The sequence below is a fragment of the Colwellia sp. MB3u-8 genome, assembly GCF_014076985.1.
GTDB lineage: Bacteria > Pseudomonadota > Gammaproteobacteria > Enterobacterales > Alteromonadaceae > Cognaticolwellia.
Genome location: NZ_JACGVA010000030.1, coordinates 240,992 through 262,171 on the forward strand (window position 1 = coordinate 240,992; position 21,180 = coordinate 262,171).

19 protein-coding genes are annotated in these 21,180 nt (G+C 37.1%); 9 read left to right on the plus strand and 10 right to left on the minus strand.

Annotated features, from left to right (window positions below; translation table 11 throughout):
- Positions 1-358: 358 nt before the first annotated feature.
- The gene (locus tag H4J54_RS01225) at positions 359-1,087 is read left to right on the plus strand and encodes an NAD-dependent epimerase/dehydratase family protein (protein ID WP_182189008.1); all 729 of its coding nucleotides are present in this window, start codon (positions 359-361) and stop codon (positions 1,085-1,087) included.
- On the opposite strand, the gene H4J54_RS01230 is transcribed toward H4J54_RS01225, so the two are convergent.
- Positions 1,056-1,547, minus strand: coding sequence for a GNAT family N-acetyltransferase (locus H4J54_RS01230; protein WP_182137566.1), 492 nt, complete (start codon positions 1,545-1,547; stop codon positions 1,056-1,058). The genes H4J54_RS01225 and H4J54_RS01230 overlap by 32 nt on opposite strands.
- Positions 1,548-1,626: 79 nt before the next feature.
- A complete protein-coding gene (locus tag H4J54_RS01235; RefSeq protein WP_182189009.1) occupies positions 1,627-2,526 on the minus strand; it encodes a LysR family transcriptional regulator ArgP in 900 nt (299 codons plus the stop codon).
- Between the two features lie 156 nt (positions 2,527-2,682).
- On the opposite strand from H4J54_RS01235, the gene H4J54_RS01240 reads away from it, so the two are divergent.
- Positions 2,683-3,303, plus strand: a complete 621-nt coding sequence (locus tag H4J54_RS01240; protein ID WP_182189010.1) for a LysE/ArgO family amino acid transporter — start codon at positions 2,683-2,685, stop codon at positions 3,301-3,303.
- On the opposite strand, the gene H4J54_RS01245 is transcribed toward H4J54_RS01240, so the two are convergent.
- Both H4J54_RS01245 and H4J54_RS01250 read right to left on the minus strand, forming a co-directional pair.
- Positions 3,300-3,641: a Fis family transcriptional regulator gene (locus H4J54_RS01245; protein WP_182189011.1), complete on the minus strand. Its 342-nt coding sequence runs from the start codon at positions 3,639-3,641 to the stop codon at positions 3,300-3,302. The two genes, H4J54_RS01240 and H4J54_RS01245, sit on opposite strands and share 4 nt — an antisense overlap.
- Before the next feature lie 137 nt (positions 3,642-3,778).
- A complete protein-coding gene (locus H4J54_RS01250) occupies positions 3,779-4,033 on the minus strand; it encodes a hypothetical protein (protein ID WP_182189012.1) in 255 nt (84 codons plus the stop codon).
- Positions 4,034-4,605: 572 nt separating this feature from the next.
- Between H4J54_RS01250 and H4J54_RS01255 the strand changes: the two genes are divergently transcribed.
- From H4J54_RS01255 to H4J54_RS01265, 3 genes are all read left to right on the plus strand, one after another.
- On the plus strand, positions 4,606-5,979 hold the full coding sequence (locus tag H4J54_RS01255) for a hypothetical protein (protein ID WP_182189013.1): 1,374 nt from the start codon (positions 4,606-4,608) through the stop codon (positions 5,977-5,979).
- Between the two features lie 349 nt (positions 5,980-6,328).
- Entirely contained in the window at positions 6,329-6,595 is a 267-nt protein-coding gene (locus tag H4J54_RS01260; protein ID WP_182189014.1) for a hypothetical protein, read from the plus strand.
- Positions 6,596-6,804: 209 nt separating this feature from the next.
- A complete protein-coding gene (locus tag H4J54_RS01265) occupies positions 6,805-7,974 on the plus strand; it encodes a hypothetical protein (protein ID WP_182189015.1) in 1,170 nt (389 codons plus the stop codon).
- Positions 7,975-8,043: 69 nt separating this feature from the next.
- On the opposite strand, the gene H4J54_RS19290 is transcribed toward H4J54_RS01265, so the two are convergent.
- A complete protein-coding gene (locus tag H4J54_RS19290; RefSeq protein ID WP_259366977.1) occupies positions 8,044-8,190 on the minus strand; it encodes a hypothetical protein in 147 nt (48 codons plus the stop codon).
- Positions 8,191-8,963: 773 nt separating this feature from the next.
- Here H4J54_RS19290 and H4J54_RS01275 point away from each other — a divergent pair.
- Both H4J54_RS01275 and H4J54_RS01280 read left to right on the plus strand, forming a co-directional pair.
- Positions 8,964-10,799 (plus strand): GNAT family N-acetyltransferase, encoded by a 1,836-nt coding sequence (locus H4J54_RS01275; protein WP_182189016.1) that lies wholly within the window; start codon positions 8,964-8,966, stop codon positions 10,797-10,799.
- Between the two features lie 110 nt (positions 10,800-10,909).
- Complete coding sequence (locus H4J54_RS01280; protein ID WP_182189017.1) at positions 10,910-11,833, plus strand: histone deacetylase family protein; 924 nt, start codon at positions 10,910-10,912, stop codon at positions 11,831-11,833.
- Between the two features lie 114 nt (positions 11,834-11,947).
- Here H4J54_RS01280 and H4J54_RS01285 read toward each other — a convergent pair whose 3' ends face one another.
- From H4J54_RS01285 to H4J54_RS01300, 4 genes are all read right to left on the minus strand, one after another.
- On the minus strand, positions 11,948-12,238 hold the full coding sequence (locus tag H4J54_RS01285) for a DUF6172 family protein (RefSeq protein ID WP_182189018.1): 291 nt from the start codon (positions 12,236-12,238) through the stop codon (positions 11,948-11,950).
- A gap of 412 nt (positions 12,239-12,650) precedes the next feature.
- Complete coding sequence (gene hpf / locus H4J54_RS01290) at positions 12,651-12,986, minus strand: ribosome hibernation-promoting factor, HPF/YfiA family (RefSeq protein WP_182137554.1); 336 nt, start codon at positions 12,984-12,986, stop codon at positions 12,651-12,653.
- A gap of 135 nt (positions 12,987-13,121) precedes the next feature.
- Positions 13,122-14,072, minus strand: a complete 951-nt coding sequence (locus tag H4J54_RS01295) for a DUF808 domain-containing protein (protein WP_182189019.1) — start codon at positions 14,070-14,072, stop codon at positions 13,122-13,124.
- A 68-nt stretch (positions 14,073-14,140) separates the two neighbouring features.
- The gene (locus H4J54_RS01300) at positions 14,141-14,485 is read right to left on the minus strand and encodes a YajD family HNH nuclease (protein ID WP_182137552.1); all 345 of its coding nucleotides are present in this window, start codon (positions 14,483-14,485) and stop codon (positions 14,141-14,143) included.
- A gap of 222 nt (positions 14,486-14,707) precedes the next feature.
- On the opposite strand from H4J54_RS01300, the gene H4J54_RS01305 reads away from it, so the two are divergent.
- Together H4J54_RS01305 and H4J54_RS01310 are read left to right on the plus strand one after the other, a co-directional pair.
- Positions 14,708-15,238, plus strand: a complete 531-nt coding sequence (locus tag H4J54_RS01305; RefSeq protein WP_182189020.1) for a DUF962 domain-containing protein — start codon at positions 14,708-14,710, stop codon at positions 15,236-15,238.
- Between the two features lie 462 nt (positions 15,239-15,700).
- A complete protein-coding gene (locus H4J54_RS01310; protein WP_182189021.1) occupies positions 15,701-18,700 on the plus strand; it encodes a bifunctional diguanylate cyclase/phosphodiesterase in 3,000 nt (999 codons plus the stop codon).
- Between the two features lie 316 nt (positions 18,701-19,016).
- Here the strand turns inward: H4J54_RS01310 and H4J54_RS01315 are convergent, their stop codons facing one another.
- On the minus strand, positions 19,017-20,753 hold the full coding sequence (locus H4J54_RS01315) for a GGDEF domain-containing protein (protein ID WP_182189022.1): 1,737 nt from the start codon (positions 20,751-20,753) through the stop codon (positions 19,017-19,019).
- Positions 20,754-21,180 lie beyond the last annotated feature (427 nt).

Sequence of the window (21,180 nt, forward strand, 5' to 3'; positions counted from 1 at the left end):
GCTGAATCACTTAATAAACATAAGCTAATAGTTGTATAGCATATAGCTTTTCTCACCCAACGTTTTGATTTGCATGCGACAACTAAGTCCAAAATTAAATGATTACGTTTATATTTTGAAAGGACGAGACGATATTTACTGGTTTAGATGGGAGTCTGAACATGGCCAAAACGATGTTCTGCTCGCATAAATTGTGGGCAATTGTAATTGAGAGTAACGCTGCCATGCTAGATTTAAACCAGAACAAGTGGGCAATAATGTTAAAATTCTTCAAGATTTAAGTAGCTAGTTAAGCACTTAATATGAGACTTTATTATTAGGGTATATTATTCTCCACCGTCTTAGGGTTAAAAAATAAATGACAACTTGTACTTATGGGCATAAACCAGAGCAACCAAAAGTGGCCCTAATTGTTGGCGCCAGTGGTTTAGTGGGACAACATTTGTTGCAGCAACTACTAGCCAGTAAAACCTATAGCAAAGTTATCGCCTTAGTACGTAAGCCACTCTTGATAGAAGATACTAAACTTGAACAATGGCAAATTAATTTTGAACATCTAGAAGCAGAATTGACCTCAAGTACCTTTTTGGATGATAAACCTCAGGATATAGCCGCTAACCACAAGATAAAAACGATTGATCATATATTTTGCACCCTGGGCAGTACCATAAAAAAAGCCGGTTCTAAAGCTGCTTTTGCTGAAATTGACCATCATTATCCACTGCTTATCGCCAAATACTTTTATAGTCAACATGCCACTTTATTTGCCATAGTCACAGCAATGTCAGCAAATGAAACGTCTGCTATATTTTATAACCAAATAAAGGGCAAAATAGAAAAAGACTTAAGTCACTTAGATTACCAACATCTGTGTCTATTTCGCCCGTCAATGTTATCTGGGCAGCGTGATGAATGTCGACTTGGCGAGCAATTAGGTACAATAGCAATGAACGCGCTAGCTTTTATGATCCCAAAAAAATACCAAGTAATTCAAGCAAAAAAAGTAGCAAAGGCTATGCTAGTTTATGCACAAAACCCTCCAGTGGGTATTAGTATTATTCAGTCAGATCAGCTGCAAAATTACTAAGTGTTTTACCTGTCATGCGATAGCCAACCCACTCTTCTTGCGCGACAGCACCTAGTGAGTGATAAAATTCTCTTGACGGTGTATTCCAATCTAAGCAACTCCATTCAAACCGTGCGCAGTCTTTTTCCACAGCAATTTTTGCCATAGCTTTTAACAGCTTAACGCCTGCGCCTTTGCCTCGATATTCTGGCATAACGTATAGGTCTTCTAAATAAAGACCTGATTTTGCTAACCAAGTTGAATAATTAAAAAAGTAAATGGCTGAGCCAACGGCAACCCCATCAAGCTCACAAATTAAGGCAAAAACATGACTATTTTCAGCAAAAATGCTGGCTTTTATTGTTTGCTCGGTGGCTAATACTTCGTGTTCCGCTTTTTCATAAATAGCGAGATCGATAATAAATTTAAATAATATACTGGTATCGTCTGCTGTTGCTGTTCTAACGACTAAATTGCTCACATTTAACTCCTGACTATTTTATTGACTCATTTACTGGCTATTTTACTGGCCATTTCAGATAACACTGAATATTAGCAAATTATTGATTATTTAGCGCGTATTGTGCACGGCTAATTATTGCGCTTGAAAGCTGCTTAAATACCCCTTTCAATAGTACCCAATGATGCCAGTAAAGTGTTCTAGTAATTGGGTTTTCTGGCATTAAATTGATCAGTTCTCCTGATGTAAGTTCTGCTTGTATTTGCAATTTAGGGATCAAACAATAGGCTAAACCTTGTTTGGCAAAATTAACAAAGGCTTCTGAAGAGCGTACGGTGTGACACGGGTATGACCCCCCTTTTAAGCCAAAGGTTTGTTCGATATATTTAATATGCATATCATCTTTTTGATCATAAGCAACCGCGGGTGTTCGTGCCAAGGTTTGTTTATTAATACCCTCAGAAAAATAGCTTGTAATGAAGCTTGGTGCAGCAACTAATAAATAGTGCATATCGCCGAGTTTTTCTAATGTACAGCCAGGTAAAGCCTGATCATATGTACTAATCGCACCAAAAACCTCACCATCTTTCAAATAGTTAATGGTTCTATTTTCATCAGCCAATCGAAAATTTACCGCTAAGTTATATTGATGACTAACGTCACCAATTGCTGCAATTAACCAAGTGGCTAAACTGTCGGCATTACTGGCGATATTGGCGGTAATAGTTTCATGTTTTTTATTACCTGAAATATCAGGAATAATGTCTTGTTCAAGTAATTTTACCTGCTGATAATGGCCAAGTAATTTTTTGCCAATAGCCGTTGCGACTATCGGTTGTGCCCGAATTAATACCGGTTGGCCTATAATTTGCTCTAAGCTTTTAATACGCTGAGATACGGCAGATTGTGTGATAGCTAATACCGATGCCGCTTTGTCAAAGCTTTGCTCATTGAGTACCACACTCAATGCATGCAATAACTTATAATCTAGCAAGACCATTTCCCCTCTGATGTTAGCAACATTTATTACTCATGTTAGTAAAAAATACATTAGCAAAACTAATCAAAGATTAAAATCATTAATTATACTTATGATTTATTTTTCGTTAAATTAGCCACAATAACTCAGCACAGCATGAAATTTTTAGGAGCAAAAATGTTTTCCCCCCTACTACAAGGCCTTTTTTTAGGCGCCAGCATGATTATTCCTATTGGCGCACAAAACTCTCATATCCTAAATCAGGGTATTAAAAAAAATCATCACTTTTTAGCCGCTTCAATTTGCATGCTTTGTGATGTTGCCCTTATTGCATTAGGGGTGTTTGGTGGCGCACAGCTTATTAGCACATCACCAACCTTGGTAACCGTAATTTCTTGGGCCGGTATTATTTTTTTACTGGCTTATGCTAGCTTGTCATTTCGCCAAGCATGGCTTAATAATAGTACCAGTGAGCAAAATTCAGCCGATAAAACAGACAAAAAGCCTGGTTTGGTTATTGTTTCAACGTTAGCGGTAACCCTGTTAAACCCGCATGTATATCTTGATACAGTATTGGTATTGGGCAGTGTTGGCGGGCAATTTCAAGGTAATGAAAAAATCGCCTTTGCACTCGGCACTATGTTGGCATCTATGCTGTGGTTTTATAGCTTAGCTGGAGCGGCAGCAAAAATGTCACCTTGGCTTAACCAAGCTAAGGTGAGAAGAGTTATTGATATGCTTGTTGGATTAATCATGTGCGCCATCGCATGGTCATTATTTAATAGCCTAGCGATTTAAGACAATCTTTTATGCCAATTTCCAGCGTGATAAAGCGTGCAATTTTCTTCGCTGTCTAATTCTATTTGGTTTTTAACACTGTTAAGCTTTATGCCAATATCTGCCAAGCTATCGGCTATTAATAAGGCTAAGTGCTTACTCTCAGATGACTTTAGATAACTCGCTAATTTTTTATTGCTATCAAAAACACAAACAATTTTTAGACTGTCGGGGAAATTATCGAAATTAACGGTATGGGTTAACCACTCAAAGCCATCAATTTCTTCTAGCGCTGATTGGCATACTTCAGTTAACGACTTTATGATTTGATTATCTATTTTCTTATCTGATTTACGCATTATTTATTAACATTACCTTTAAACTTTATCTTTGATGAATAAGCTTTATATAATACCACTTTGATTAAGTTTTTGGTCTTGTTGTAAGCAGAGATTTTAATAAAATAATTTTCAAGCGAGGTAAACCGCCATCATTATTAATTGCTTTTTAACTTAGCGATATAAGCATAAGGGGGTGCTTGCAAGCTAAAGGATGCTTGCGCGTCAACTTGACTTAACAAATGCTCAACAAAAAAACGATTGTTATCGCTATTTAAATGCTGTAACTTTTTCAATTTAGCATGATTTTCTGTCGGTGTTTTGGCATATACTTTTGTCACTAATAAAATCACCAAAAGTAAGGTAGTAATAATGGTGAGGTTAAGTAGAGTGATCCTTCTAGTTAAGGTCATATTATAAATTCCATTTTTGACAAAAATCTAATGTTTGAATAAAAGCTTAACTTACTATCACCATAAAAGTATAAAATTTGTACTTTAATTTGAAAACGTATCTAATAGTATAGCTCAAAGTAACTCTGCTTCAGGCCTATTACTCTAAAAATACCCCAGCGTAATAATTTATTTTGGCTAGCAAACAGTAAATATCAATTTTTAATTTATACTGTTTAAAGTGTACTAGATGATCGGTCAATGACTGTTAAAAGACCATCAAAAAAGTATCAAAAAAGTAACCAATGCCATATATTACCCATGGGCAGTATAAACTCAAATTTTTCAAGTTATAACTAAGTTAATGAAAGTTTAATATAGTTTAATCACTAATTAATCGCTGAATTTGTCATTAAATTTGGCGAAGTTACCAATATAGTATTCACCTTAAAGCTAAAAAATTGTCCCTAAAATAACGTATAGTAAAAACAAACAGCAATTAACTCACTTTATGATGAGATTACGCATCAAAGTAATTCAGAGTTAATTGACTCAGGCTGGGTAATAAAACCGACAAGAAGTAGAGGATAGAAGTGAATAACGCTAAACTCACCCAAGACGAAAACCTTTCCATCAAGGTCAGTTACCAGTTGTTGCCTACTGACCACCAAAGACTCGATTTATACTTTTCACTACCGGTTGAAATGGGTATCGGCCCTAAAACCCTAGACGAGGAGCATTATTTTCATAGTAGTATAGAAAACCACAGTGCTTATTACTCAGACCAACTGCACTTGCCGTTAGTAAGAAGTCGCTTTATTAGCCAAAAAAAAGGTGAGCTAAGTGACTATCGACTTAACCTTAATTTATTTTCTTATCAAATTTTAATTGCTCTCGACACTGATATAAAACAAACGATTAAGCTTAAAGAAAGTAAAGATTTTTATCCACAAGCCATTGTACTAGCAGAGTTAATTTCTGGTTTACTGAAAAAACTAAGACGATATACGCCATCAGATAATAAGCTGAGCCCATTTTTTCAAAATGCTGACAACTACCTTAGTTGGCAAGTTGAGCAGTCATTTTTAAAGTTGCTATCTCGAGGACCAAAAAGTAGTGACTTTTCCACTGAAAGAAACTTCTTGTTTGCGTTATGTCGCAGTGAAAATGAATACCGTGCAACCCATAAATATAATTCAGAAGTTACCTTATCTGACCCTAACCGCATCACCAATAAAATGCGTTTACTGCAGCGATTAATCGAATACGGCGTAGTACTGCAAAAAGAAATGAAAAGCCTCAATCGCAATTTAAAACGCATTGTACGTGGCACAGTTACAGCGATTATTATGGCTTTTGTGATGTTGTTAGTGCTAAATGCGCGGGCAAACTTTACTGAAGTCACTATTGCCTTAGTAGGCATGTTAGGCATTGTTTATGGTTTAAGGGAGATATTTAAAGATGATATAACCCGTGCTATTTGGCGTAGCATTCAAAAAGGCTTACCTAAATGGAGAAATATTTACACAAATAGTGTTAATAAAACCCGTATCGCTAGTCAAACCATTTGGCTAGAATACATTCGCAATAAAGATCTACCTCAGCAAGTTGATAAATTATTTCAAACTCGGCGTCATCAAAACAAACAAGCGGCACAATTACTACATTTTCGCAGTGACACTAAAGTTAATGCTAAAAGTTTTTTGCCTGGCTATGATGAAATTCAGCAACGTATCTATTTTAATTTAACCCCCTTTATTCGCTTCCTAAAAAAAGGTGAAGGCCGTTTATATTCACTTGATGGTAGTAAAATAACCAAGCAAGCGGTTGAACGCCGTTACCAAATCAATGTCGTATTAATGCAAACAGATAAACAAGAACTACAACAAATACAACGTTTTAAGCTGACACTAAATCGTTCAACCATTATTAATATTGAAGCGATGAAAATAGATGACGACGATTAATAGCAACAACCTAATGGTCAAGCTAGGAGGTTAGGCTAGGTATTATTAAAGTAAACCACAAGCATGCAAAAAACTCTGTGGTGCTCAATTTTTATAATCTACTCAGCCTGAGTAAAAATGACTATATTACTGCGCTTAAGAAAATGTCTAGCTTGCTACTTGTGTCACTTGGTAAGCTTTTGTTGCTTTACCTTATGCAAAAAACTACCTACAATAACGGCGAAATTATCCTAGTAACGCTTATGGTCTTACTATAGGTAAAGCGACAAGCTGTTTCATGGAACGAAAACGATCCAACCCACGGATAGGGCCAGCATTTTGGATCACCCTCTATAGCTTGGAGTTTCTTATGATTGATTTATTATTTAATATCATTGGCATGTCTGGAACCTTTCTTATCGTTGGCGCATTTATAATGTTACAACTAGAAAAATTAAATCCTAAAAGTTTGGCTTATAACCTAACGAACCTTTCTGGCGCAATATTACTGTTAATTAGCCTATGCTATAACTTTAATTTGGCGAGTTTTGTTATTGAACTATTTTGGATTGCCGCCTCGGTAATTGGTTTAGTTAAGTATTATACTAGGTCACCAGAAACAGTAACCACCGACTAACGGTTACTTTTCGTAACAGCAAGCCTTTGTCTGCTAAGTTTTAAAAATTGAATCGGCAAAGGTTTTGTTTATTAACCCTCCACATATTGTTTTTTTATGCACCAGCGTAGAGTTTATCCCCTAATTTAAGCCTTAGCACTTGTAATAGCTTATTTTACACGTATCATGCCGACCTATTTTTGTTTTTATCATCGGAAAACCCCTGTTTCATGAGAAAATTACTTACCTCGCCAAATGCCATGTCGCTTAGCGCTACCGAACAAACAATTTACCAAAATGCCTTGTCGTTAGTCGCTGATCTCAGCCTTAATTTAATGGCAGTAAAAGTAGAGAGTCATCCAGATAATTTTCTTAACTGGTGCAGAGAGTTATACCGAATTTGCTTACACGACATCAACCAAGATTTATTAGAACCTAGTCAACAAAAACCCTTAAAAAAACTACAAGACACCATGTCAAACGGTGTTAGTGCTTGCCAATTAAAAATGGCCCGTATTATCCCATGGCCAATATTTACTAGTTTTGTACAAGAGCACTCAGGGTTACAAGCCTTACCAGAAAGACTTAAACTCTTAAATTATGTTGCGACGATACGCGGTAATAAATTAGCTGAAATGATTGATGAAGACAGATTAGCTTTTGCAGGCAAGCATAGCGCCCAGCATGATATTAGTGTTTATGACTTTGATGTTGAATGGTTTGCCGGCACACGCGGCGCAAAAACGTTTCACCAGTTGTTAAAGTCTCACCCAAAAGATTTTGATCAAGCGCTTGAGCATATTCCGTTAGACGGTGACGTTACCTTGGCAGACTATCAAAACTTTGTTAATGCCTATAAAGCGATATTTGCCAGCCATACTAATGAAGAAAAAGCGCCCTTAAGTGCAGCAACTCGTTTATTGGCTATGCGCCGCCCAGACCAATTTATTGCCCTAAACAGTGGTAAAATAGATAGCCTTTCGCAAGGCTTAGGCTTAGTAAAACTCAACAACCAGAGCTTTGATGATTATTGGCATGAGATGATAGAAGCCATTAGAAACACACAATGGTGGCGCAGTGAAATGCCTAGCGATGAAGTTGAACTTCAACTTTGGCAAAATCGAGCAATATTAATTGATTTGTTTTTGTTTGCTGATAATTCGTTGGCACAAAATTCTAATTATATTCGTATGCGTGATAAGCCTAAAAAAATTAAAATTGGTGTCGCTAAAGCGGTAAAACGTAGTAAAGCGTCAGCCGAAGCTATTGTAGATAAAGCTTTTGAATCAGATGATATTCCTGACTTTATTCTCAATATGCGCAGCACCATAGTGAACAGCGTTAAAGATGGTAAAACCGTTGATCAAGCGATAACCTTAATGCGTAACATTTTTGGTTAGTATTTACTTTGAGCTTAGCTTACTGAAATTAAATGATTATAAGCCCAATAGCATTGGGCTTTTTTATAGTTAAAATATAAACGACTTCTCTGCTTTTTTGTTTGCTGTTAAGCTTTGCTGTTGACCCCGTTCACGAGCCATTAATAACAGAGTTAAATATCGTTTTTTGGCTAATGAAAAAAGCACACCAAAGGCAATACAGCAGGCACAAATCATAATACCAGTACCCCCCCATTTTTGTGGGTAGTTCTAGATATAAAAGTCACCAATATCCTAAAATAAGTAGCGTAATACCTATCAAAATAAAAATTTAATTAAATGGACTTGTGCTGATTCCGACCTAGATCCCCAAAGATAAACTCAGTTTACTAGGCTCAAACAAGATCTGCTTTGCTCAAAAACAAGAACGTCATTAAGAATTTTTCAATAAAACACTCTCCTCACACTATCTCCACACTATCCACATTGCTCGTCTCTGTAAGAATAGCCTAACGCTAAGCAATATTATGCGATGGTATTGAGGCTTAAAATCGTTCACAAGCGTTACTTCAGTATCTATAGCCACTCCACGTCAAGATGCACAATAAATAATGACTACTAACTACTAACTACTAACTTTGTAAAATTTAGATAATTCACCCTACTATTTGGCTAGTCATTTAGTCTAATAATGCCAAGGCTTTGACCCGGATCAACGAATAACTTAACCGTTAGCGCATACTTATACTAAGCTCACTAATTATTTGATCATTACTATTGGCTAAAAACCAACTTTTTCGTTGTTTATTTAACCTTACTTAACTTTTATTTAGCCTTTATTTAATCAGTAACACAAACCGTTATTGAATAAAAATCTGGTATTTGGCCCTGTTACCTAGGTATAAAGTAGACTCGCTAATTCATAAATTTGTTATTAAACAGATACAGCTTACATTCTGTGATAAATTTAATTGTAACCTTGCCCAAATAAAGAGAATTCAGAGACAATTATGCTGATACGCAAACAGCGCCAATCTTCTATAGACTGGTCTAAATACCTCAAATCTGGCAATCGAGTTTTTATTGGCTCTAATGCCGCAGTTCCTAATGCTTTAATTGATAACCTTATTGCCAATAGCGATGGTTTACATGATATTGAAGTTGTTCATATTTTAACGCTTTCAGACAACGTTTGGGCTGATAAAAAGCACCAAGACCTATTTAAGGTCAACGCATTTTTTATTGGTGGCGAAAAAATTCGCACGGCAATTAATGAAGGTCGCGCTGATTATACCCCAACATTTTTATCTGAAATTCCCAGGCTATTTAATGAAAATATTTTACCCTTAGACGTGGCCTTAATCATGGTCGGTCCACCCGATGAATACGGTTATTGTTCGCTTGGGGTCACGGTTGATATTGTGCCCGCAGCCATTAAAAAAGCTAAGGTGGTTATCGCACAAATTAACCCTAAAATGCCACGCACTAATGGTCATAGTTTTGTCCATATGAGTCAAATTGACGCCCATATCACCGTTGAACAATATTTACCCGAATTGCCCGAGCCTGAAATTGATCAGGTCACAGAACAAGTAGGTCAATACGTGGCCATGTTAGTAGAAAACGGCGCTACTATCCAAATTGGTATTGGTAAAATTCCATCTGCTATCTTGCGTTACTTAGCCAACCATAAAGATTTAGGTGTGCACAGTGAATTAATATCTGACGGCATTATCGACTTAATGCTTTCCGGTGTTATCAATAATCGCAAAAAAACCTTTCATAAAGGAAAAACCGTCATCAGTTATTGTATTGGCACTCGTCGCTTATATAAGTTTGTTGATGGTAATCCCCATGTAGAGTTCTACCCGAGCGAACACATTAATTCGCCAGTAAACATTGCCCGTAACGACAACATGGTTTCTATCAATAGCGCCATCGAAGTTGACTTAACCGGGCAAGTGGTTTCTGACTCCATCGGCTATTATTTTTATAGTGGTATTGGTGGCCAAGTTGACTTTATTCGTGGCGCCTCATTAAGTAAAGGCGGTAAACCTATTATTGCCCTGCCATCGACAACCAAAGATGGCAAAATATCTCGTATCGTCGCACACATTACCGAGGGTGGCGGTGTAGTTACCTCACGGGGTCATGTGGCTTATGTAGTCACTGAATATGGTATCGCTTCGCTGCAAGGTAAAAGTATTCGTGAACGCGCATTAGAATTAATACGTATTGCCCACCCTAAATTTCGCGCTCAACTGCTGAAAGATGTGAGAAAACATTATTGGGTCCCTGAATACCAAGAAAACACGCCAACATCAGTACCTGAACTGGGTAAAGTTGAGATCAAACGTTTTACTTTTGCTGATTCTGAATACTTCCTTAGACCTTTATCGCCTTCAGACGAACGTAAACTACAAGAGTTTTTTTATTCTCATAACCAAGAAACATTAATGATGCGATACAACCATCATATGACACAAATGACCCGAGAGAAGTCCTGTGATCTCGTCAGTGTCAACCAGCAGGTTGACTTAGCCTTGTGTTTAACTGAACGAGATGATTTAGGTGAATCTATACAAGGTGTTGCTCGCTATTATTACCTTGAAGCAAGTAATAGTGCTGAAGTTGCTTTTGTTATTAAAGAGAGTAAACGCGGCAAAGGTATGGCAAAAGCACTACTGAGTGAATTAATCGCTATCGCTAAAATTCGTGGTTTAAGACAATTGGTCGCTTGTGTACGACGAGACAATGCTCCTATGTTAAAAGTATTTGAAAATGCAGGATTTTTAAGAGCACCTTCACAAGATTATGACGAAGTAAGCTTGGCGTACACACTATAATTAATCAATTGGGTATAAGCACATAACAGAACATTTAAGCAACTAACCTACTATTAAGTGATAAATAAGTTATAAATAACTTAATAGCTCAGAGATAAAGGAATGTACCTATGACAGTCGGCGTAATTAGTCACCACCATTGCTTGACCCACAATATGGGAGAGTATCACCCTGAGGCGCCAGAACGTATGGCCGCTATTCAGGATCAACTTATTCGTAGCGGTTTGGATTATGTTATTCGACAATTCAACGCAAAACCTATTGATAAGGAACTGCTTTATTTAGCACATGACAAAGACTATATCGAATCAATTTTTGCCAATGCCCCGAGTGAAGGCACTTATAATGTTGATGACGATACCATTATGACCCCAGATACGCTTAATGCCGCCTTACTTTCTGCAGGTGCTGCCAAAGACGCAGTAGACTTAGTCATGTCAAAAGAAATTTCATCGGCATTTTGCGCGACTAGACCACCCGGCCATCATGCGGAATATAATAAAGGTATGGGTTTTTGCTTTTTTAACAATGTTGCTATTGCCGCCGCCTACGCCAAAGAGCAATATAAATTAAAGCGCGTGGCAATTGTTGATTTTGACGTTCATCATGGCAATGGTACAGAAAATATTATAAAAAATAAAAAAGGTTATTTATTTTGTTCTACTTATCAATATCCATTTTATCCCTTTGAAATTAAAGAAAGTACTACGCCACCCATCATTAACACACCATTAGCTGCGACAGCAAAAAGTGCTGATTTTAGACAAGCTATTCTTGATACTTGGCTGCCGGCATTGAACAAGTTTAAACCAGAAATAATATTTATTTCTGCCGGGTTTGACGCGCATATCGAAGACGACATGTCACAAGTGAGTTTAGTGGATGAAGATTATCGTTGGGTAACTGACCAACTTAAAACGCTTGCTGATAAATATGCTCAAGGGCGTATTGTCTCAGTGCTTGAAGGAGGATATGCTCTGAACGCTTTAGGCAGAAGTGCGGTCGCACATATTAATGGCTTAATTGGCTATTAGTTGAGATGAAATCGCTGCTAGTATTTGGCTTAAGTAAACTTGACCTAAAGCATTTGCTTTAGGTCATATCAGAGTAAATAGTAATCTTTAACGCCCTATCAATGCCGCTAGTCGCTATTTTTCTTCAAAAGTACGAACCGCTGGTTTAACCAATATCTCAAGATAAAATGCGCTTAACTCTGCCGCTATAAGCGTATCAATTTCTTGGCTAATCGCTGTCACATGAATAACGTCAGCCGTTTGCTCTGACTTACCAATTTTACAATCAAAATCCCAATAATCCGCATCTTCAGGTAGCTTTTTATTGCGCTCACGTTTTAAATATTTTTTAACTTCGTGTTTCGCTGACTCAACCATTCTAGCGACTTTAATTTTAGGGTGAGTTAACTCGAATGTTTTTTTCATGGGATTCCTTGGAGGAGATAAAAGTACGCTTTATAGTGATTTTTTGTCATATAAAGCCAATAGGGCTATTTTACGTAAACATTTAAGTAATAGCCATACTTCATCTAATTGTTAAGTAAATAACCTCAAGGGTACCTAAATTTTATATCTTAGTCGATTCAAGTGCTCTTTTTCGCAACCTTCACAAGCGGATAAACTAGGCCTAGTGTCTTGGAATTATTCATTTGATGTAGATATAAGTAGATGGCTTTAACTCACTAGGGGGCAATGTAAAGAGCAATGTAATCAAGCGCACTTATGATTAAAAAGAAAGTATGTTTGAAAGAGGCCTGAATATAAAAAAGACCGTTTAATAACGGCCTTTGGTTTTAACTTTTAGTTTTAACTGTTAGTTAATACTAAAAGACGTGATTTAAGGACTTTCAAAAGCGTTTGACTGCTCTACTTCAAACTTCTTTTTTTGCTTAGCCGATAATACACCTTTACGATGTGCTAAAGCCGCTTCAAGTTTACTCGCTGCACTTGCTATCGCGGCATACAATTCTTTGTCGACAGCGTTAACTGAAACAGTAGCGCCTTCATAAGTGGTAGAAACTTCTAATTTTTGCTGATTGGGCTCTACGGTGATAATGACGTCTAAGGTCATTAAGCTTGGGAAGTGTTTAGCAATTTTAGCAAATTTGCTTTCAACTGCTTGGTTAATACCATCGGTAATTTCAACGTGATGTCCGGAAATAATTATTTTCATATTGCTACCTTATTGGTTGTCTTCAATTATATATTCAGGGCGAAAGCGACAAAATACAATAGCTAAAATGAAATATTTTGTCGCATTTACGCTATGCAATTGAAAAATATGTATTAAATTAAGATAAACTTATGCCTACTCAAGGGTTAATCGCCTGTTTTTCAACCGTGATATTAAGCTAACCACTGCCAATACTATAGCACCGGCAATAATACCTGTGATGCCATTAAGTAAAATCGATAAAATACTTTCAGATAAACTACCAAGATATTGCCCGATCCAAAGCTCAAGGTAATGAAATTGACGACCAAGCCATGAAAAACTATGCACAATAATACCGCCACCAACCAAAAACATCGCTATGGTACCTACCACAGTTAATAGCTTCATTAAAAATGGCGCAAACATCAATAAACCGCGGCCCATCGTTCTTTGCAAAACCTTAAAGTGCCCTGACACCGAGTTTTTCAACAGATAAAAACCTAAGTCATCTAATTTGACAATACCAGCAACAAGCCCATAAACCCCAACGGTAATCGCTATAGCTAATGTTGAAACAACCAGCACTTGTGTTTGAAACGCCGCTTCTTGTACCGTGCCTAAAGCAATAACCACAATTTCTGCAGAAAGAATAAAATCAGTACGAATAGCGCCTTTTATTTTTTCTTTTTCAAAAGCCGCAATGTCAATATTTTCATCGTTAACGGCGTTAACTAGTGCTTGCTGTTCATCTGCCAAGGTTTTTTTACTATGAAGAAACTTATGGGAAACCTTTTCGAAACCTTCAAAGCAAAGAAATAAGCCCCCAAGCACTAATAACATAGTGATCAGTGGTGGTAAAAAAGCACTAATGAACAAAGCAGAAGGCACTAAAATCAATTTATTGAGAAACGAGCCTTTGGCAACAGCCCAAACTACAGGTAACTCTCTATCGGCCTTAACACCCGAAACTTGTTCGGCATTCAGCGCCAAATCATCGCCGAGAACGCCTGCGGTTTTTTTTACCGCTACTTTTGATAAAATCGCCACGTCATCGAGTACAGTTGCAATATCATCAAGTAAGGTTAATAAACTCGAACCTGCCACCTTCAACTCCTTTTATAAATAGCGCTATATCAAAGCCATTAAATTGCTATTGCACCTTAGTTAACCCGTTATTTTTTTAACATCGACTTTAAATTTGCAAACGGGTTATAGGTTGCGGTGTCCTGATTGGTATCACCCGCTTTAATTTCTGTCTGATACTTTGCATGATCGGTATATTTTGCATGCTCATTATCATGGCAGTAAATACAGAGTAACTCCCAATTAGTGCCGTCATTGGGGTTGTTAGTATGATCATGGTCGACATGGTGCACCGTCAACTCTCTGAGATTTGAATATTCAAACGCGCGTGCACAACGTCCACAAACCCAAGGGTATAATTTCAATGCTCGGTCGCGATAACCTTGCTCTTCGCGTTTATAATTAAGGCTAGAGCCTAATGTATCTGAGGACATAATATTAACTTTTTAGTAAAAAATATCTTTATTGTATGAGTAAGGCAAGACAACTGCAATAAGGCAATTAGAATACATTAAACAAGCGCGTTATATGCTTATCTTATTTATCAAATACCTGGTTAAAAACAATAAATCTTGCCACACTCCCTTAACCTGATCGCTTTACTTTTAAGCGATAACTTGCCATGATATTTTATAAAATAATAACGCGGAACTGTCATGAAAACAGTCGAAGAACAATTATCAAATTACAAAAGTGTGCACTTGAATAAACGTAATATTCACACCCACTTTATTGGCGTGCCGCTGATTGTTTGGGCGATTACCGTCTTGTTAAGTTTAAATACTTTTACCCTAGTTCTCGCAGAACAAACAGTTACCTACACACCCGCAATAATATTATTCACTATTACTCTGCTTTACTACTTTACATTACATTTAAAATTAGCCATTGGCATGTTGATATATGTCGCTATAAACCTATACCTTGCTAGTTTAGTCACAGATATGCAAAACGTATTATGGCTAGCTATTATAGTGTTTGTTGTGGGTTGGATTATTCAATTTATTGGCCATATCTTTGAAAAAGCTAAACCGGCTTTCTTAGATGATATGATGGGCTTAGCTATTGGCCCTTTGTTTTTGATGGCCGAAGTTTACTTTATGCTAGGCTGGGAGAAAAAATTGGCCAATAACATCATCCCCAAAGCCATAAAAAAACGTCGTTTAATCGAGCGAGCACAAAAATAATTTAGTCAGTTGCACAGCAAACATAAGTCAATACAGTCCTTAACAGTTAACAATGCAGTTTTATCATCATAGGCAACAGATAAAATCAAACGATGAGTAATCGCGCTTATCACTTTTTTAAAAGTTCACTCGATTACATACACTCAAAAGCACTATCAATCACAGTGTCAACCACTAGCTTAGGATCGAACTGACAGCAGTGAAACTTTAAGGTAACGCTTTGTACGCCACAACTATAAAATCAGGCCATTTTTAACCTGCTCTGAACGCACAGCTGACATTAATATCAGCTCTACCAACAAGCCTAGCATCATGACTAATATCTACTTTATGACAACCTTTTGTTCAATACATTTGACTGTTTTAAAAACCAGCCTATCAACATAAAATTAATATCTTGCTATCATTAAAGCAATAACTTATACATATAAAAATCTTTATTACTGATCCTGAAAGAGTCAAATGATGCAATCAAATGATTATAACAACAAACAGGCTAAAGCAGCGCTCGTTAGTATAGAGGCTTTACAAAACGCTATTTTCAACAGTGTCAACTTCTCCAGTATCGCCACCGATGCTAAAGGCGTTATTCAACTATTTAATGTTGGTGCCGAACATATGTTGGGCTATAGCGCTAGCGAGGTGATGAATAAGCTCACACCAGCCGACATTTCTGATCAACAAGAGCTGATTGTTCGCGCTGAAGGCCTAAGTATTGAATTTAATAGCAACATTAGCCCAGGATTTGAAGCTTTAGTTTACAAGGCTGCACTTAGTATTGAAGATATTTATGAACTGACCTATATCCGCAAAGATGGCAGCCGCTTTCCAGCGATAGTATCAGTGACTGCCTTGCGTGATGCTGAAAAAAATATTATTGGCTACCTGTTAATTGGTACCGATAATACTGCACGTACTCTGGTCAGAGCCGGAGCATTACAAATTGCTCTTTTCAACAGCGTTAATTTCTCCAGTATCGCCACCGATGCCAAAGGTGTTATTCAAATATTTAATATTGGCGCCGAACATTTGTTGGGCTATACGGCTAAAGAGGTAATTAATAAACTCACACCCGCTGATTTCTCTAATAAAAAAGAGCTTATTACACGCGCTCAAGCCCTCAGTGTTGAACTTAACACTCCCATTAGCGCCGGCTTTGAGGCCATGGTTTACAAAGCTAGACACGGTATTGAAGATATTTATGAACTAACCTATGTTTGCAAAGATGGCAGCTACTTGCCGGCAATGGTGTCGGTAACACCATTGCACAGTCCTCATGGTGTTATTATTGGCTATCTATTAATTGTTACCGATAATACCTTGCGTAAAAAAGCTGAATTAGCGCTCATGGAGGCCAAAGTTTTACAGAACGCTATTTTTAAAAGTAAAAATTTTTCCAGTATCGCCACCGATGCCGAAGGCATTATTCAACTATTTAATGCCGGTGCAGAGCATATGCTGGGCTATAGCGCTGCGGAGGTGGTGAATAAACTTACACCAGCCGATATTTCTGATCAACAAGGGCTGATTGCTCGGGCTGAAGACCTAAGTATTGAATTTAATACTAACATTAGTGCCGGCTTTGAAGCTTTGGTTTACAAAGCGAATCATAGCATTGAAGATATTTATGAACTGACCTATATCCGCAAAGATGGCAGCCGGTTCCCAGCAGAAGTGTCGGTAACGGTATTGCGTGATGCCCAAAACATTATTATTGGCTACCTATTAATTGCTAGTGATAATACTGCACGTAAGCGAGAGGCTGAAGCTCGCCTGCAATTAGCCGCCAGCGTTTTTACCAACGCCAGTGAAGGTATTTTCATTACCGATGCTGCCGGAGCGATTATTGACGTTAATGATACCTTTACGACGATAACCGGCTATAGTCGTGACGAAGTTATTGGACAGCACCCAAGTATGCTTCAGTCGGATCAACAAGCGCCTGAGTTTTATGACAATATGTGGCGAGTGTTATTGAAAAAAGGTTTTTTCTCTGGTGAAGTATTGAGCCGCCGTAAAAATGGTCAAGTGTACAGCGAAATGCTCAACATGAGTTCAGTCAAAAATGCTAATGGCCAAACAAGTAACTACGTGGCGTTATTTACTGATATTACCCCAATAAAAGAACACCAAAATCAACTAGAGCATATTGCTCATTACGACATACTGACTAATTTACCCAATCGTGTTTTACTTGCCGACCGATTATCTCAAACCATGTTACAGTGCAGCCGTCATCAACAGTCACTCGCAGTGGTATTTATAGATTTAGACGGCTTTAAGAATGTCAATGATGCCCATGGTCATCAAGTGGGTGATGACCTACTGATTGCCCTCTCACTCCGCATGAAAGAGGCGTTACGTGAAGGTGATACTTTAGCTCGGTTTGGCGGTGATGAGTTTGTTGCGATATTAGCTGATTTATCCAAAGTTGAAGACTGTGAGCCGGTATTACAAAGGCTGTTATTGGCTGCGTCTAAGCCGATTACCATTAATAACATCGTATTAAAAATCTCCGCCAGTATTGGCGTTACCATCTACCCGCAAGACAATGCTGATACCGACCAACTGATGCGCCATGCCGACCAAGCCATGTATGTCGCTAAAGAATCAGGTAAAAATCGTTATCACTTATTTGATACCGCTCAAGATGACGCTATTAAATTACAACAAGACAATCTTGAAGCCATTCGCCGCGCATTAGACCACCATCAATTTGTGCTCCATTATCAGCCTAAAGTTAATATGAGAACAGGCTTAGTCACCGGTGTTGAAGCACTTATTCGCTGGCAGCACCCAACATTAGGCTTATTAAACCCTATTGAATTTTTGCCGTTTATTGAGAATAACCCCATGAGTATTGAGATGGGTGAATGGGTTATTGATACTACACTGAAACAAATTAGCGCATGGCAAAAAATGGGCCTTAATCGCCCACTAAAAACTAGCGTAAATATTGCTGCCGTACAGTTGCAGCAGCCTGGTTTTAGCCATAAACTAAAAAAAATACTGGCCGCCCACCCTAATATAGCACCCCATTATTTAGAGCTAGAAGTGCTGGAGACCATTGCTCTAGATGACGTACATCACGTCTCAGCCACCATGAATAAATGTATCGCGTTAGGTGTAAGCTTTGCCTTAGATGATTTTGGCACCGGCTACTCATCGTTAACTTACCTGAGACGACTGCCCGCAGACTTGATCAAGATAGATCAGAGCTTTATCCGAGACATGTTAATTGACCTTGATGATTTGGCCATCGTTGAAGGCGTAATAGCGTTAGCTAAATCATTCAAACGTCAGGTAATTGCCGAGGGTGTTGAAACAGTTGAACATGGCACTGCGCTACTACAACTAGGTTGCGACTTAGCACAAGGTTATGGCATTGCCAAACCTATGCCTGCTAGCGACATTCCTGCCTGGATCAATAACTGGCAGCCTGATGCGAGTTGGAAAACATAATAGTCTACATATAATCAACTCACTAAAAATACGGTGAAGTGAGTTTGATGAGTTTGATGAGTTTGATGAGTTTGGATAATCATGTCACTTTACTTTTAAAAGGCAACAAAACTAATTTAATTTATCATCGGTGGCGAGGCGTTGTTTATTCAACCCAGTGACAAATATTTTTACTTTAGAGCTTAAAAAGCCAGCACTAGTGCCACACTATTTTTGTAACTCATGAACTAATTCACTAGGCGAAGAGAGGTATCTAAATTACGCTAAAGTCAAAATTCTTTCCGCTGCAAACGGCGGGGAATTAGACCCGCAGAAATTAAACTTCAACGACTCTATTTCGACCTAGGTCTTTTGTTTTAGAAAGCGCACTATCTAAGCTATGATAAATTGATTCAAAATCAGTAATAGATTTTTTAATGTAAGTGATGGAAAAACTTGCTGTAACCCTTAGCTCTTTTGCATCATTTAATACCATAGGATTGTTTTCAAAACTACTGAGGATACGTTCAACAATAATTTGCGCCGATACTTTTTCTAAATCCTTTAAACAAACGACAAATTCCTCAGCACTAATTCTACCAAATAAATCTTGCTGTCGAATATTATCTTTAGTTAATTTAACGATATGTCTCAGTGCTTTATCACCAATAACATGTGAATATTTATCATTAATTGCTTTAAAATTATCTAGGTCGAAAAGGATAATAGCGTGTATATCATTGTTCTTGGTATTTTTTAGGTTCGCTATTTGTTCAAAAATAGCCCGTCTATTGTAAATACGGGTTAATTCGTCAGTTTCTAACAATATTTTTTGTTTGTTTTTTTCACGCCATATAAATAAGCCGATAGCGAGTAAAACAAATATTAGTAAACCAGATAGAACTGAAGTGATTTTTGATTGTTCTAATTTTGCCGAAACTAAACTCAGTTCCAGTGTCACTATATCTTGTTGCAATTGGGCAATGTCTAGAATAGGAACCGAGTTTTGTTGATTAATCAAAGCTTGCTGATTAATATTAATGTAACTTTCAAAGTTTTTTTGTGATGCTTCCACCTGATTTTGAGCAATATAATATTTGGTCAAAAACTCATACAGGTAACGCAGGTTTGATGCTTTTGTTTGCTTAATTAATGCTGCTTTCTTGGAAATAAAGCTATTAACGCATTGCGTTCTATTATTTTCTACACAGGCTATCGCTTTATACAAGAGCATTTTATTATTGGATTGCGACTTTTCTATCCTACTTTGATAGGGCTCAAATTCATCAATAAGCACTAACATTAGAGCAAACTTTTTTTCCATATAAGCAATTTTTATTTTCAAAATCAATAATAAAACGTTGTAATCTTCAGTGTCTGCGAAAAGGTCGGCTCCTGATTCAAATTTTCTAAAATAATGCTTACCTTCTTCAATTTCACCTGCATCTAATAATTCAGTCGCAATAGCATAATAAGTCCAATAGATATCGATATCATCCTTAATATAAGGCAAGTTATCCTTACTGTAAGATAAGTGTTTTTTTAATTCGTTTGCGGCAAGCGTAAACTGGCCCATAGATGAATATATTTCAGCTATGCTCAGGTATATATTAGCTATAAAAGGGTTATCGCCTTTACTTAACTCCCGCAGCCTAACAAAGGCTTTAATTTTCTCAACTGAGGTCATTTCAGCGCAATACTCAAGCTCAGTCATATCTAAGTACTTTAAAAACTCTGGTGACGCACTGGTCACCAATAGCCGATTCTCATGCAAAAAATCACAGGCTTTTGTTGGTGAATATCGATGATAAAAGTTTGTTAAATCATAAATAGCGAAGGATAAAATATTCTTATTTACTTCGCTACTGGGCAAAAGCGTTATTTTTTTTAAGTATCTTAAATAATCGTCACTAAACCCATACTTACAGGTAATAGTAATCGCTTTTTGCCAGAGTAATTTTGAGCGTGCTTGATTGGATAAATTAGGTGAGTTGGTTAAAAACCATTCAACTTTATCACTTAACACCTTATCTACTGGACAAACATAATGATGAGAGGGCTGAATACTATTCAAGGTAAGCTTCAAGTCATTAGCGAATGCTGAATTAATTACAGATAAAAAACAATAAAACATCAAAAAAAATATAAAAAATTTATTAGCCGCTATCTTAAAGATATTCAAAATCCGTTATTCCTTTAATGCTTAATATATAAATTAACAATGTAATTGCTATATAGAGCGAGTTTTCAAACTACTCGTCAGCCACTCTAAAGGTTAATTTTGAGTAAACCAACGACCTTAGTCATAAATATTAGGCTGAAATTTTTTCACACAAGTGATTATTTATACTAGTTTTACAAAAAATCGACTGAAAGCAAACTAAAAACCGAGTACATAAGATACCTAAATGTCTTAAAAATTAAAGCCTTGTTTAATGCAATAGATAAAATTAACAATAAGATAGGGCAATTTATTACGTTGCATAAAAAAAGTCATTAGG